Here is a 15,256-nt window from a genome sequence, read left to right on the forward strand (position 1 = left end):
TTTTTTACTCGATCAATGTTGTGGTAAGACACGAGTTTTTTGGCCTTTTAGCAAAACTACGATATTTATTAGTCTTCACAAGTGTTGTGCTCTCATCTAGTTTATTTGATCCTAAAATTTTAAGAGCAAAACCATACCAGGTCAAAGGTTTATTGTCAGTGTAGTGGAACATTCCAAATTTACTCGAATGATTAATTATTAGTCCTAATATAAATTTAGACAAATTAATAGTATCAGTGGGGCATCCAATCTGCCTATCTGTTACTATTATAAGGTCTCCTTTTTTTGCTTTTTCTAGAATCGTTTTATAGAAATTTTTACCATGAATTTTACTATACAGCCATGATGTTCTTATAATGTAATATCTATCTAATATTTCCTGAATATATTTTTCTCCAGCTAGCTTAGATTTTCCATATTCATTGATAGGGTTTGGAGTATCTTCTATAGTATAAGGCTCTGATTTTTTGCCATCAAATACATAATCTGTTGAAATATGAATGAGAGTAGTATTATTTTCTTTACATGCCAGGGCTAAATTCTTGACACCTTCTGCATTTACTTTAAATGCATTCTCAGGAGTCTTCTCCGATTGTTCTACATTAGTGTATGCTGCGCAATTAATACAAAAGTCAAAATTAGCTAGTGTAAAAGCTTTTTCAATACTTAGGTTATCAGTAATATCTAATTGCTTTGAATCCAGAAATACAAAATCTAATTTTGGGTATTCAAGCTTAACGTCGTTCAATGTCTTGCCTAGTTGTCCAGATGCTCCAGTAACCAAAATGTTAATCATAACAACAAATTTTTAAAGCTTGGGAGGCCACGATCTTTTTCTGAAATAATTAAATTTTCATTGTCATGCTCCCAGTCAATTCCTAATTCTAAATCGTTATATAAAATTCCTCCCTCTGATTCGTTATGGTAATAATTATCGCATTTATAGTTGAATACAGTGTTTTCCTGTAAAGATAAAAAACCATGAGCTAAACCTCTTGGCACATATAAACTAGTATGGTTTTTTGATGATAATTTTATTTTAAAATATTTACCGTATGTGGCGCTTTCTGTACGAATATCAACAACTACATCTAAAACCTCCCCATAGGGAACATTCACAAGTTTTGATTGCGCAAATTCGCCCTTTTGAAAATGTAATCCTCTGAGGGTTCCTTTTTTTGAAGTAGATTGATTGTCTTGAACAAAATTTAAAGCTTTTCCAACTGCGTTTTCAAGTTCTTTCTTCTTAAATAATTCAAAAAATAATCCACGGTTATCCTCATAAATTCGAGGTTGGATGATAAAGCATCCTTTAATATTAGTTTCAGTTATCTTCAAATTTTTACTTCTGTTTTAATAAATATTCTCCGTACCCACTTTTTAATAATGGCTTAGCTAAGATATGAAGTTCTTCTCTTGTGATATAACCCATTTTAAAAGCCACTTCTTCGATGGCTCCAACTTTTAACCCTTGGCGTTCCTCAATCACTTCAACAAACTGCGAAGCTTGCATTAGGGAGGAGAATGTGCCAGTATCTAGCCAAGCTGTTCCAGAATCTAATACACTAACCTTTAAAAGTCCTTTTTCAAGGTACACTTTGTTGATATCGGTAATCTCTAATTCGCCTCGTTTGCTTGGTCTAATATTTTTTGCGATTTCTATAACCTCATTATCATAGAAATAGATACCTGGAATGGCATAATTTGATTTAGGATCTTGGGGTTTTTCTTCAATGGAAATTGCTTTTCCCGAATTATCAAAATCTACTACTCCGTATCTTTCTGGGTCATTAACATGATAGGCATAAATAATACCGCCGTTAGGTGTGGTATTGGACTGTAATAATTTAGCAAAACCAGAACCGTAGAAAATGTTGTCCCCTAATATTAAAGCAACGCTATCATTTTTAATAAACTCTTCTCCAATTATAAAAGCTTCTGCTAGTCCATTAGGTTTTTCTTGAACAGCGTAAGAGAATTTACATCCTAATTGAGTACCATCTTTTAAAAGTTTTTTGAAAAGATTTTCATCCTGTGGAGTGGTTATAATAAGTATTTCCCTTATTCCTGCGGACATCAGAGTTGCCAACGGATAATATATCATTGGCTTGTTGTAAACAGGCATAAGCTGTTTGCTTACTGTAATGGTTAATGGATGTAAGCGTGTTCCAGAGCCACCAGCTAGAATTATCCCTTTCATAAAGTTACTTGTTATACTTATTAAGGTACCAGGATATCGTGGTTCTTAAACCTTCATCTATGTTAAATTGAGGCGTCCATCCTAATTCGCGTTTTATTTTTTTGGCATCTATAGCATATCTAAAGTCATGACCTAAGCGATCCATAACAAATGAAATTTGATCTTTATAAGATCCAATCTTTTTCGGCTGAACTTCGTCTAATAAACTGCATATTTTTTTAGCTATGTCTATATTTGAATATTCATTATTTCCACCAATAACGTAAGTCTCTCCCAAATTCCCATTCTTAAATGCTCGTTCAATTCCACTACAATGGTCTAATACGTATAGCCAATCTCTAATGTTGTCTCCTTTTCCATAGATAGGTATAGCCTCATTTTTAATTGCTTTCCTTATTATGGTAGGGATTAGTTTTTCATCGTGTTGCTTTGGGCCATAGTTATTGGAGCAATTCGTGGTTATAACAGGTAATCCGTATGTGTGGTAATAACTTCTAACTAAGAAGTCAGAAGAAGCCTTAGAGGCGCTATAAGGACTGTTTGGAGCGTACGGAGAGTCTTCTGTGAAATAGCCATCATTCTCTAAAGAGCCATATACTTCATCCGTAGAAATATGATGGAATCTCGAATTTTTATATTCTATATCACGATTATTGGATGAATTTAACCAGTATTTCTTTGCTGCTTCTAATAAAACGAATGTGCCTTCTATGTTAGTTTTGATAAAACTATAAGGGCTTGAAATGGAATTGTCAACATGAGATTCAGCCGCAAAATTAATCACGCTTTGGATATCGAATTCTTCAAAAATAGATTCTACTAATTTTCCATCACAAATAGAGCCTTGTATAAATTTGTATCTAGCTTCATTATTAATTTCACTTAGATTTTCTAAATTTCCAGCGTACGTAAGTAAATCTAGATTTATTACAGTATCGTTTGGATTTTTTTCTAAGTAGTAAGGAATAAAATTACTTCCTATAAAACCAGCACCTCCCGTAATAAGAATATTCATAAATTATTATTTATTGTATTCTTTTAAATATGTGTTTAGTGATAAAAGGGCTAAAATAATTAGTAGTAAACCTAAGAATAGGGTGGGCACTAAAAATTTGTAGCTGTTCCATATTCCTTTAACTTCTACTCCTTTTCTAGGGAAGGCAGATATTACATTTAAAATACTCGATTTATTTGCTTTTTCCTCATTAAGTAGTACAAGACTTTCTTTTAGTTCTTCCATTTTATTAATTAATGAAAGTTCTTTGTTATCTTTATTTCCGCCTTCTCCAAGACTTATGTTTGTGCCTTGCATAGGTTTATCTGCTTCTTTGAGCATAACTCTTTTGTACAATAGTTGAAGCGAGTCTATTTCAGTAATTTGTTTGCTGTAAATGCTATCTTGCAGTTTAATATTTATATCACTAATATCTTTCTGTAAATTAAAATAATCATTTCTCGAGATGGAGTTAATTATTGAGGTTTGGATTTTTTTTCCAATTCCATTGTTTGTAGCAATCAATGCAATGGTGTGAAATCTAGCATCCAATGAATTGAAATTTTTCAGATAGGCTTCCATATCTATCGCTTTCTGTGTGGTGGTATCTAGACTTTTTACAAATTTATCAAATAATTGAACCTTCTGATTTTCATCAGAATAAGATTCTACTGTGAATTTTTTTATAGAACCAGCTTCTTTCAGTGTAATGTCTAAGGCTTCCGCCAAGGCAATGGAATCCTCAGATTTAGCCAACTCATCATAAAAATTAATATTATTGTAGAGTTGCTGAACACTATTAAAGTTAGGTTCCACAACCATAGTTGAGAGATACTGGGGCTCTTTATTTATGTCAAGATATATACCGATGGCTAGGCCAACAATAGCGGCAATTGCAAATTTGATGAGGTGTTTTTGTATGAATTGCAGAAAAACAATAATGGCTCCAAAAATTCCCTTAAAGATATTTCCAATAAACCGAAATAGCTTTCTAAAACCATTTCCAATTAATTGGAATAGTTGCCCTAAATCTACTTCATCAGAATTGGAAGAAGGCTGTTGTGGTGTTTGGTTGTTCATGTTTACTTATGACTTAAATATTTGTTCTAAAATTTTATCTGTAATTAAATAGGTTGGTTTTACTCCTGTAGTACCCAATCCGCCAGAAGCTAAAGTGCTGCCTGTTTCAAGAGGGTTGTCTGAAGCGTAATATGCATAACGTACTTTAACATCTTCCCGAATACTTTTACGCACTTTTGAAGCAGATTGTATTGCTTTTTGATAATGGACACCTTCCATTTCTAAACCAATAACATTCCACGTAGAGGCGTGAAAAAATTTCAAGATATCTTTATTCTGTAACGAAGTTCCTAAAACGGTAATCATAGCGCCCTCTAAAACCTTCAATCCATTGCCCTTGAAATCGTCGGCAGTTAACTCATTTTTAAAAGGGTAATTATCTGCTGTTCCTTCAAATACATGCGCTGTCGGGATCATTAAATCTCCTTTTCCGCCTTCTAGAATTCCTGCTTTACCCATAATTGAAATGGAATGTACATCTATGAAAACGGGCTGATTCTTTTTAACCTTATACGGCTTTAATAGCTCATCAATAGTTTCATACGCTTGTTCTCCAAAAGCATAGTCCATTACGAAGATAATAGGTTTTTTCTCGCCGGGAATATCTTTGCTAAATGTGTAACTACAAACATCATCAGTAAACTTAGCCGTGTCAAATATTTGAACGTCAATATTAGTTCCGGACATATCATCAATGGCAATCATACCATTTTTCTTAGCTACAGCAGTCACTTTATCTCTAAGTGCTGAGTTTTCTGAAGAACTCAGTTTTTCATAAATCTCTAACGAATCATTATTCGGAAATTCCTTCTTCAGCGCTTTTCTAGCGAATAATGAATTCATTACACTGTGCATGTTGGCACTAATAATATGAATGGGCCTATCTAATAAACCAGCGGTGTTTAAGGTTTCTTTTATTGCATCAGACCAACGTTCTCCATGAATATGGTGTCCTAGTCGCTCTCTTAATAGAGGCGTAAAGGTTATAGCACGTTTGTCACCAGTTAACTCTTCTTCAATAGCTAATTTTCCTAGCCAATAAATAATTTTCAGAAAACGATCTGGATTCTTTTTAGTAGCAAATTTCTCATAGACTTCTATGATTTCTGCAAAAGAGCGGCCTAGTATATTAGCGGTATGTATGATTGCAATTTCACGTTCTGCTTGTGTGAGCTTAGATTTGCTAATTGCATTTTCTAATTTCCCCCAATCGCGAATGGTAGTACCGGTATCTTCAATAATTACTCGGGTTGCAATCTTATAAGATTCTATAAATAAGAAGGTTAAATGGGTAAGAATATCATAAATATCAGATCTACCTCTGGTAATTTCAATATTCATTTGTTCGTCATCAATACGGTAACAATTACGTCTTCTCTTTGGCGGAACTATAGCTTCAAAATGAGACTTCCCGTACCCTTCATCAGAAGTAAGGTTTATAAATCTACACTGCTCTATTCCTTCTGGTAATCGTTCTAAAACATATATTAACCCGCTTAGTTCTGCTTTTTCCTCCGCAATGGTTCCATAAATTTCTGGCCTTAATTGAAGTAATGCATTACGTAGGGTTTCTCCTGAAACACCCATAGGTTTATAAAAACCACGATTGAATAAATGACGCATTGTAATGTACAAACGCTCAATAGCATTGGTAGATTCTTGCGCTCTAGTGGTATTTGTTGTCTTGCTCATGTATTAAAAAATTCTTGTAAAACTACGATTTATTATTCAGATTTATAATTCTTAACTGAATGAAAACTTTAAGCTAACCTAGCGTTTAAGGGTATTTAACTCATTTGCTACTTTTCGATCATTTGATAATCGCTGTACTTTATTCTGACCGCCCAACTTTCCGATGGATTTCATATACTCATTAAAACCACCTTCTTTAATGCTGGTAATTTTTAATCTTTGGAGTATTTTTCCATCGATAAGGTCAAAATAATAACTATTTTGTTGCTGTAATTCAAGGTCTAATATTTCTATAAACTTTGCAAGGTCTGTAGGTTCTTTCTCAAATTCTATAAACCAGTCATGATAAGGTAATTCATTTAATACGGGTGTTATTTGAGGTGCCACGGTAAATTCGTTTACACGAGCATCTGTTTCTTCAATGGCTTTCTGCATTGCAGATTCTACTTCTTTACCAATTACATGCTCCCCAAAAGCAGAAATAAAATGTTTAATTCTACCAGAGACAATAATTTTGTAGGGTTTTAATGAAATAAACTGAACGGTATCTCCAAGATTATACGCCCATAAACCGGCATCTGTTGAGATGATCATCACATAGTTAACTCCAACTTCTACATCTTTTATCGTGATTCGTTTTGGATGTTCTTCAAAGAACTCATCCGATTTTACAAATTCATAGAAAACTCCTGAATTTAGGAGGAGTAGCATTCCTTTTTCTTTCTGAGAGTTTTGATAGGCAAAGAAACCTTCACTGGCTGGAAAGAGCTCAATACTATCTACTTTTCTTCCAATGAGATTTTCAAATTTTGCTCTATACGGTTCATAATTAACGCCCCCATAAATAAAGAGGTTGAAGTTTTTAAATAGTTCTCCCACCTTTTTATTCCCAACGGTATTTAATTTTTCAAAATACATCTGTACCCAGGAGGGGATACCGGCTATTACCGTCATATCTTCATCTATAGTTTCTTCAACTATTGTGTTTACTTTGGTATCCCAATCTTCAATACAATTAGTTTCCCAACTTGGGAGTCTGTTTTTTTGTAAATAATTAGGAACATAATGGGCAGATATACCGGAGAGTCTTCCTAATTTAACACCATTTTTTTCAGTCAATACAGGGCTACCTTGTAGAAAAATCATTTTACCATTTACAAAGTCGGCATTCCCTGTTTCTTCAATGTAGTTTAGAATAGCATTTCTAGAAGCCTCTACTTGATGTTTTATAGAGGTTTCTGTTATGGGAATATATTTTGCTCCGGATGTTGTTCCTGAGGTTTTTGCAAAGTAGATGGGTTTTTTTGGCCACAAGATATCTGCAGCGCCAGCAACTACTTTTTCTACATATGGCTTTAGTTCTTCATAATCTCTTATAGGAACATTTTTTACAAAATCATCGTGGTTTCTGATGGCCTCAAAATTATGATCCTTACCAAAATTTGTGTTTTTAGCAGTGGCAATCAATTTTTGTAGCAATTTTTCCTGTGTGGCTACAGGGTTATCTACCCACTTTTGAGTTTTTTTAGCAATTCTCTTGGCAAAAATTTTTGCGGCTAAAGACTTTATAGACATGCAGAATTATTTAAAATCAATATAATCTTTTGGGTTTGCTGGACTTGAATTATTCCATAATTCAAAGTGTAAATGTGGTCCGGTAGTTAACTCACCAGTATTCCCAACAGAGGCAATAACTTCTCCGGCACGTACTAAATCTCCTTGTTCTTTACTGAGAGAGCCATTGTGTTTATAGGCAGATAGTAGCCCATCTTTATGCTCTACAATAATAACATAACCAGTTTCTGAAGTCCATTCAGAAAATATAACAGTACCATCTGCTACTGATTTTACTGGAGTACCCTTTGCAGCTACTATATCTATTGCAAAATGTTTTGTCTTAGGGTCATAGTCTTGAGATACGCTTCCGTTAATAGGAGGGAATAATATTTGATTTACATTCTTATCGGTGCGCTCAAACAAATTATATTTATCCTCTAATTCTACTTGAGCCCTTAGAATAGAATCTTCTTTTATAGGTGTTAAATCTACACTAGAAGGGTCTAATTTAAACTGTTCAAATAAGGAGTCTCTATTAATTTGATTGTTAGTGATATCTCCATTCAAAACCTTTCTAATATTATCTAAATACTTATTGGTATAATTTAATACTGTCACCAGTGAATCTGATTTATAGGTGAGCTCTGTCGCTTGTCTTTTTAACTTGGTGGAGGAGTATCCTGGTATATATTCCCTCAATGGGGTAAATGCTATTAATAAGGTGGTTAAAGCAATTAAGCACACGATAAATAAGGAGCCTGTAATAAATACATTTAGCCTACTTAATTTGAAAGATATTTTTTCCTCAAAAGTATTTTCGTTCAGAATTACTAAACGATACTTATGAAGCAGTTTTTTTTTGATATCTTTTCCTTTTTTCTTCTTTTTTGCCATACTACACAAATATAACTTACAATCTTACTGCGATAAAATACTTTTTATATTTACATCGAATTTATAAATACTAAACTGTAATTTGTATACGTTTAGTAAATTATTATGGACTTTTTCAAAAAAAAGGTTCGGCGATATAAATATTAACACCATGTGTAATACTTTTTTAGTAAATTTGTGGTTCTAAAATCTAGTTTATGATAGTTTCAAATATTTTTTTAGGAATGATCGGCCCATGGCAAATTGCGGTTGTAGTAGTTCTTGTACTATTACTTTTTGGAGGGAAAAAAATTCCTGAATTAATGCGTGGTTTGGGTAGTGGAATTAAAGAATTTAAAGATGCCTCGAAAGAAGAGGATACACCAGATAAGATAGAAGAAAAATAGAATATTTATTTTTTTTAAAAAATAGCTAAGTCCTTAATTTTACTAAGGGCTTTTTTTATGCTCTCCTAGTTTTAAGCTATGGTTTTCTTAGCATATATTAATTGTTACACAGCATTTAGTTCCTAGTGGCACTACAGGAATACGCACCTTCACAACATTTATAGCACTTATTTTGATAGCCAACTTTAATTTTGGTCGAGGTGCTTGTTTTATACATTTTCTATTGGAAGCAACAGTAGTAGAATGCAACCTGAGATTTTGTGAAGTATACGATTCTAAGGATTTATTCGTTTTCTATAAACAAGATTAGTATCCATATTAACGAATTTATGGGTATTTAGCTGTGTAATCAATACGAACCAAACCTATAAATTTATTTGAATTTAAAATTATTATCGACTTATAATCTACCCCAAGATTCTTCAAATTAACCTACAATGAAAAAACTTATACTATCAGTTTTGTTTTTGTCTGGCTTCGGGATTTATGCACAATCTGCTAAAACCAATAGTTTAGATAATACAACTGTCGTCAAAAGCTTAGACACCTCTCAAGACAATACCGTTGCTATTGAAGATGTTACTATTGATATGCTAAACTCTTTAAGAGATGACGGCGAATTAAAAAAGTCCAACCCTAAGGCTTCAAAAATTATTCAAAAAGCAGATGCTTATTTTAACAAGATGTGGTATGCGGAAGCGGCCGCATTATATGAATTGGCTCTTAAGGATAAAGATAACTATACTTTTGAAAATTTAAAAAAGGCGGGTGATGCTTATTATTACAATACTAATATGAAAAAGGCATACCAATGGTATGATGTTTTATATAAGGAGTATAAAGATAATATGACGGCGGATAATTACTTTAAGTATTCTCATACACTGAAAGGTACTGGTAAATATGGTAAGGCTAAAAGGTTTATGCGTTTGTATGAAAAAATGCAAAAGGAAGATACTCAAAATGCATATGCTTTTAATGCTTCAAGAGAAGAGGTTGCTTTAGACAAAATTATTCATGGTGATGCTGGCTTTACGATAGATAATGTGGCTATAAACTCTGAATATTCAGATTTTTCGCCTATGTTTTATGATAATGATAAGGTGGTTTTTTCTTCTTCATTAGATTCATCGGTCTTTGTTACGCGTAAGTATAAATGGAATGATCAGCCGTTTTTAGATTTATATGTTTCTAAGATAAACGAGGAGTCTGCAGATTTAAAAAGTGCTATTAAATTTTCCAAAAAGATAAATTCTAAATATCACGAGGCTTCTGTTACTTTTTCTCCAGATAATGAAACTATGTACTTTACACGTAATAATTACGGTAAGAAGTTAAAGCGTGATAAAAATGGTGTCAATCACTTGAAAATCTATACGTCTGTTAAGGTAGGCGATGATTGGGCAGAACCTAAAGAACTACCTTTTAATAGTGATAGTTATTCTACGGGGCATCCGGCCTTAAGTCCTGATGGTAAATTATTATATTTCGTTTCTGACATGCCAGGCAGTTTAGGTGCTTCAGATATTTTTGTTGTTGATGTTTTGGAAGATGGTACTTATTCTGCTCCTAGAAATTTAGGTCCAGAAATTAATACAGAGAAAAGAGAAATGTTTCCGTTTGTTACAGACAAGAAAATTTACTTTTCATCAGATGGGCATGCTGGTCTTGGTGGTTTAGATGTTTTTGAAGCTTCTTATGACGTTGATGGTTTTCAGGAGGTTAAGAATGTAGGGGTTCCTGTAAATAGTAATAAAGATGATTTCTCTTATATCGTGAGTGAGGAGAGTCAAAAGGGATATTTTGCTTCTAACCGTGCAGGTGGTAAAGGTGATGATGATATTTACTCCTTTGAGCGTTTAACGATGGAAGAGGTAACCCATACAGCTATTGCTGGTGTGGTAACAGAATTGGTGACAGGAGATGTTATGCCTAAAGCTCTAGTGATGCTTTTGGATGAAAACAATATTAAGCTTAAGGAAGTAGAAACAGCTGAAGATGGTAGTTTTGTTTTTGAAGATCTTGATGGAGATAAGAAATATAGTATCAAAACCAATAGAAAAGAATTTTTTCAAGATGTTAAGGAGGTCATGACTACATTAAATGAAACAGAGATGGTCAATGTTTCATTGAAAAAGCTAAAAGAACTTATCGTAATAGAAGAGGGGATAAGAAAGCTTAAGACTGATATGATTTATTTTGATTTTGATAGGTCGTTTATTAGAGAGGATGCCTCTAAAGAGTTAGATAAATTGGTAGAGGTAATGTCTGAATATCCGGAAATGGTGATTAAGATAGAATCACATACCGATAGTAGAGGTGCCAGTGATTATAACAGATATCTTTCAGATAAGCGTGCTAAATCTTCAAGAGATTATATTATATCTCAAGGTATCGATGCAGACCGTATAGAAAGTGCCATTGGATATGGTGAAGATAAACTATTGAATGATTGTGACGGAAGCGTGAGATGTACTCGTGAGAAGCATGAGTTGAACAGGCGTTCTGAATTTATAATTGTAAAAATGTAAGACTTAAAAAAAGATAATAAAAAACCCAAGCAGCAATGCTTGGGTTTTTTTATGTATATAAAAAAGCTTTTTTAAACGTTTGCTTTTAGTAATTCTCTGTTCATACGTGCGATGTTTTCTAAAGAAATTCCTTTAGGACATTCAATTTCACATGCTCCAGTATTTGTACAGTTTCCAAAACCTTCTAAGTCCATCTGCGCTACCATGTTTTTAACACGATCTGCAGCCTCTACTTGTCCTTGTGGCAATAATGCATATTGAGATACTTTTGCACCAACAAAAAGCATTGCAGAAGCATTTTTACAGCTTGCTACACATGCACCACAACCAATACAGGTAGCTGCATCCATTGCTTCATCTGCTGCGTGCTTAGAAATAGGAGTTGCATTAGCATCTTGCGTATTACCTGAAGTGTTTACAGAAATGTATCCACCAGCATGCTGTATACGGTCAAAAGCACTTCTATCAACGGTTAAATCCTTTAATACAGGAAAAGCTTTTGCTCTAAATGGCTCAATAGTAATTGTGTCACCATCTTTAAACATACGCATGTGTAATTGGCATGTAGTAACACCTCTGTCTGGTCCGTGAGCTTCACCATTAATAAACATAGAACACATACCACAGATACCTTCACGACAATCATGATCAAAAGCAACAGGCTCTTCACCTTTATTGATCAATTGTTCGTTTAAAACATCCATCATTTCTAAGAAAGACATATGTTCAGATATCTCTGTCACTTTATAATCGACCATTTTGCCCTTAGCTTGAGCATTTTTCTGTCTCCAAATTTTTAATGTCAGATTCATATTTTAAGTATTGAGTAATGAGTATTATAACATGATGTAAATCACATGTAATAGCTCAATACTATTATTTATAACTTCTTTGTTTTAATTCTATCTCTTTAAACTCTAACTGCTCTTTATGTAAAACAGCTTCAGATGGCTCTCCTTTAAATTCCCAAGCAGAAACAAATGCAAAATCTTTGTCATTACGTTTTGCTTCTCCTTTTTGTTCGCCATCAAGTTCAACAGACTCTTCTCTAAAGTGCCCACCACAAGATTCTTCTCTTTCAAGTGCATCTTTAGCAAATAACTCTCCTAATTCTAAGAAATCTGCTACACGACCTGCCTTTTCAAGTTCTGCATTTAATTCATTAGAACTTCCTGGAACACTTACGTTTTTGTAAAAGTCTTCACGTAGTGCTTTAATTTCGGCCATAGCCTCCTTTAAACCTTCTGCGTTACGAGACATTCCACATTTATCCCACATAATTTTACCTAACTTCTTATGGTAATAATCAACGGAGTGAGATCCTTTATTATTGATAAAGAAATCAATCTTAGCAGTTACAGACTTTTCAGCTTCATCAAACTCCGGTGTATTTGTTGGAATTTTTCCTGTTCTAATTTCATGAGAAAGATAATCACCAATCGTATAAGGTAATACAAAGTAACCGTCAGCTAAACCTTGCATTAAGGCAGATGCTCCAAGTCTGTTTGCACCGTGATCAGAGAAGTTTGCTTCACCAATACAGTATAAACCTTCAACAGTGGTCATTAGATTATAATCTACCCAAACACCACCCATAGTGTAGTGAACAGCAGGATAAATCATCATTGGTGTTTTGTATGGATCTTGATCTACGATTTTCTCGTACATCTGGAAAAGGTTTCCGTATTTAGCTTTTACGATAGCAGCACCCAAATCATATATTTTTTCTGCCGAAGCATTTTCTATATTATGAATTTTTGCTTGTTCTATTCCATAACGTTCTATAGCAGAGGCAAAATCTAAATAAACAGCCTCACCAGTTGCGTTTACTCCGTAACCAGCATCACAACGTTCTTTAGCAGCTCTAGAAGCCACATCACGAGGTACCAAGTTACCAAATGCAGGGTAACGGCGTTCTAAATAATAATCTCTTTGATCTTCTGTTAAGTCTGTTGGCTTTTTCTTTCCTTCACGGATAGCCATTACATCTTCTAAATTCTTAGGAACCCAAATACGCCCGTCATTACGTAAAGATTCAGACATCAACGTAAGTTTAGACTGGTAATCTCCGGAACGAGGAATACAGGTTGGGTGAATTTGTGTATAGCATGGATTTGCGAAAAAAGCTCCTTTTTTATGAATTTTCCAAGCGGCAGTAGCGTTAGATCCCATTGCATTAGTAGATAAGAAATATACATTTCCGTATCCTCCAGAAGCAATAACAACAGCATGTGCCGAATGACGTTCTATTTTTCCGGTAACTAGGTCACGAGCAATAATTCCTCTCGCTTTCCCATCTACTTTAACCACATCTAGCATTTCATGACGGTTGAACGGGGTAATTTTACCACGAGCAATTTGTCTGTTCATTGCAGAATAGGCACCTAATAATAGTTGTTGTCCCGTTTGTCCTTTGGCATAAAAAGTACGTGAAACCAATACACCACCAAATGAGCGGTTGTCTAATAATCCACCATAATCACGTGCAAATGGTACTCCTTGTGCAACACATTGGTCAATAATATTAGCAGATACTTCTGCTAATCTATAAACGTTAGCTTCACGAGAACGGTAATCTCCACCCTTTACGGTATCGTAAAATAAACGGTAAGTAGAATCACCATCACCTTGGTAATTTTTAGCAGCGTTTATACCACCTTGTGCAGCAATTGAGTGTGCTCTACGTGGAGAATCTTGATAACAAAATGTTTTAACATTGTAGCCTAGCTCTGCTAAAGTAGCAGCCGCAGAACCACCAGCTAATCCTGTTCCAACAACAATAACATCAATATTACGTTTGTTCGCAGGGTTAACTAAATCAATATGATTTTTATAATCGGTCCATTTATCCTTTAATGAGCCTTTTGGTACTTTTGAGTCTAATACAGACATAAGTAATAGTATTAATGATTAAAATGATGAAAAAGGGCGATTGCTATGAATCCTAATGGAATTGCAATAGCATACACTTTACCAAAAATTTGTAATTTCTCTTTTCTCATAGACGAAACACCCGAAGATTGGAATGCAGAACTGAAACCGTGCATAAGGTGTAACGATAAAAATACAAATGCAATTACATAAGCACCAACCCTAAGAGGGTTAACAAACTTATGCGTTAATTCTTCATAATAACGAAAGCCTTCACCATCTGCTAATAATCCAGACATATCGCCTTGAATGTATTTAGTACTAATTTCTGGAAGCCAGAAATCAATAAAGTGAAGCACTAAAAAGGCTAAAATAGCCAATCCGCTATAAATCATGTTTCTACTCATCCAGCTAGAATTAGCTGCTCCATTGTTTTTAGCGTACTTTGCTACTCTAGCATTTCTGTTTTTAATTTCTAAAATGAAACCCATAATGAAATGGAACATCACCCCAAAAATTAACACGGGTTGCAACACATATTGTACCGCCCAGAACGTTCCCATAAAATGAGATGCCTCATTAAATGCATCTGGACTAAAAACCGATAAAATATTAATTGCAAAATGCTGAAGTAGAAAAAACATTAAAAAGAAAGCAGAAAGTGCCATCGCATACTTTCTACCAATCGAAGATTTGAAAAATCCGCTCATTAGTTGTTAGTTTTTTTTACAAATTTACAGTACAAACAAGTTATTAACAAACTTTACTAATAAATCCTACTCTTATTTAGAATCAAAATAAGTAATTGGTTGACCAGTATGGCTATTTAAAACTAAAAGTTACTAAAACGTTTGAAATTTACACTTGCCAACACTTAAAATCTTGAAAATACCCTATAAAAAAATAAACCACCCAGTCTGTTCTTAACTTCTTAAAATACTTATAATAGGATGAAAAGAGTATTTAGACTATGTATTTTGATTTTAAGCTATACTTTTCTAAAAAATATGGGGTTGAGGCATTTCAGAAACATACTACTTGGTCTTTTCTT

General features: G+C 33.9%; 13 protein-coding genes. 2 read left to right on the forward strand and 11 right to left on the reverse strand.

Translation table 11 applies throughout. The features are described 5' to 3' along the window. Window positions 1-4: 4 nt before the first annotated feature. The 8 genes from rfbD to M666_RS05605 all read right to left on the reverse strand — a co-directional run bounded on the left by rfbD (window position 5) and on the right by M666_RS05605 (window position 8,417). On the reverse strand, window positions 5-796 hold the full coding sequence (gene rfbD, locus M666_RS05570; protein WP_029447414.1) for a dTDP-4-dehydrorhamnose reductase: 792 nt from the start codon (window positions 794-796) through the stop codon (window positions 5-7). Further along, window positions 793-1,338 (reverse strand): dTDP-4-dehydrorhamnose 3,5-epimerase, encoded by a 546-nt coding sequence (gene rfbC, locus M666_RS05575; RefSeq protein ID WP_029447413.1) that lies wholly within the window; start codon window positions 1,336-1,338, stop codon window positions 793-795. Before rfbC ends, rfbD begins: the two co-directional genes overlap by 4 nt. A 4-nt stretch (window positions 1,339-1,342) precedes the next feature. After that, window positions 1,343-2,200 (reverse strand): glucose-1-phosphate thymidylyltransferase RfbA, encoded by an 858-nt coding sequence (gene rfbA / locus M666_RS05580; protein ID WP_029447412.1) that lies wholly within the window; start codon window positions 2,198-2,200, stop codon window positions 1,343-1,345. Between the two features lie 4 nt (window positions 2,201-2,204). Continuing rightward, complete coding sequence (gene rfbB / locus M666_RS05585; RefSeq protein WP_029447411.1) at window positions 2,205-3,215, reverse strand: dTDP-glucose 4,6-dehydratase; 1,011 nt, start codon at window positions 3,213-3,215, stop codon at window positions 2,205-2,207. A 6-nt stretch (window positions 3,216-3,221) separates the two neighbouring features. Continuing rightward, window positions 3,222-4,274 carry a hypothetical protein gene (locus tag M666_RS05590; RefSeq protein WP_029447410.1) on the reverse strand — a complete coding sequence of 351 codons (1,053 nt, stop codon included), beginning with the start codon at window positions 4,272-4,274 and terminating at the stop codon, window positions 3,222-3,224. 6 nt (window positions 4,275-4,280) lie between these two features. Continuing rightward, window positions 4,281-5,966 carry a DUF6909 family protein gene (locus tag M666_RS05595; protein WP_029447409.1) on the reverse strand — a complete coding sequence of 562 codons (1,686 nt, stop codon included), beginning with the start codon at window positions 5,964-5,966 and terminating at the stop codon, window positions 4,281-4,283. A gap of 78 nt (window positions 5,967-6,044) precedes the next feature. Further along, window positions 6,045-7,541: a GH3 family acyl-acid amido synthetase gene (locus M666_RS05600; RefSeq protein WP_029447408.1), complete on the reverse strand. Its 1,497-nt coding sequence runs from the start codon at window positions 7,539-7,541 to the stop codon at window positions 6,045-6,047. A 6-nt stretch (window positions 7,542-7,547) separates the two neighbouring features. Continuing rightward, a complete protein-coding gene (locus M666_RS05605; RefSeq protein ID WP_029447407.1) occupies window positions 7,548-8,417 on the reverse strand; it encodes a M23 family metallopeptidase in 870 nt (289 codons plus the stop codon). Window positions 8,418-8,614: 197 nt separating this feature from the next. On the opposite strand from M666_RS05605, the gene tatA reads away from it, so the two are divergent. Both tatA and M666_RS05615 read left to right on the forward strand, forming a co-directional pair. Beyond that, the gene (tatA, locus tag M666_RS05610; protein ID WP_024482250.1) at window positions 8,615-8,803 is read left to right on the forward strand and encodes a twin-arginine translocase TatA/TatE family subunit; all 189 of its coding nucleotides are present in this window, start codon (window positions 8,615-8,617) and stop codon (window positions 8,801-8,803) included. A gap of 437 nt (window positions 8,804-9,240) precedes the next feature. Continuing rightward, window positions 9,241-11,334 (forward strand): OmpA family protein, encoded by a 2,094-nt coding sequence (locus M666_RS05615; protein ID WP_029447406.1) that lies wholly within the window; start codon window positions 9,241-9,243, stop codon window positions 11,332-11,334. A 71-nt stretch (window positions 11,335-11,405) separates the two neighbouring features. Here the strand turns inward: M666_RS05615 and M666_RS05620 are convergent, their stop codons facing one another. The 3 genes from M666_RS05620 to M666_RS05630 all read right to left on the reverse strand — a co-directional run bounded on the left by M666_RS05620 (window position 11,406) and on the right by M666_RS05630 (window position 14,915). Then, the gene (locus M666_RS05620; RefSeq protein WP_024482248.1) at window positions 11,406-12,146 is read right to left on the reverse strand and encodes a succinate dehydrogenase/fumarate reductase iron-sulfur subunit; all 741 of its coding nucleotides are present in this window, start codon (window positions 12,144-12,146) and stop codon (window positions 11,406-11,408) included. Window positions 12,147-12,210: 64 nt separating this feature from the next. Then, complete coding sequence (locus tag M666_RS05625) at window positions 12,211-14,226, reverse strand: fumarate reductase/succinate dehydrogenase flavoprotein subunit (RefSeq protein WP_029447405.1); 2,016 nt, start codon at window positions 14,224-14,226, stop codon at window positions 12,211-12,213. Between the two features lie 11 nt (window positions 14,227-14,237). Continuing rightward, complete coding sequence (locus M666_RS05630) at window positions 14,238-14,915, reverse strand: succinate dehydrogenase cytochrome b subunit (RefSeq protein WP_029447404.1); 678 nt, start codon at window positions 14,913-14,915, stop codon at window positions 14,238-14,240. Window positions 14,916-15,256: the final 341 nt, after the last annotated feature.

It is taken from the genome of Cellulophaga baltica 18, from assembly GCF_000468615.2.
Taxonomy (GTDB): domain Bacteria; phylum Bacteroidota; class Bacteroidia; order Flavobacteriales; family Flavobacteriaceae; genus Cellulophaga; species Cellulophaga baltica.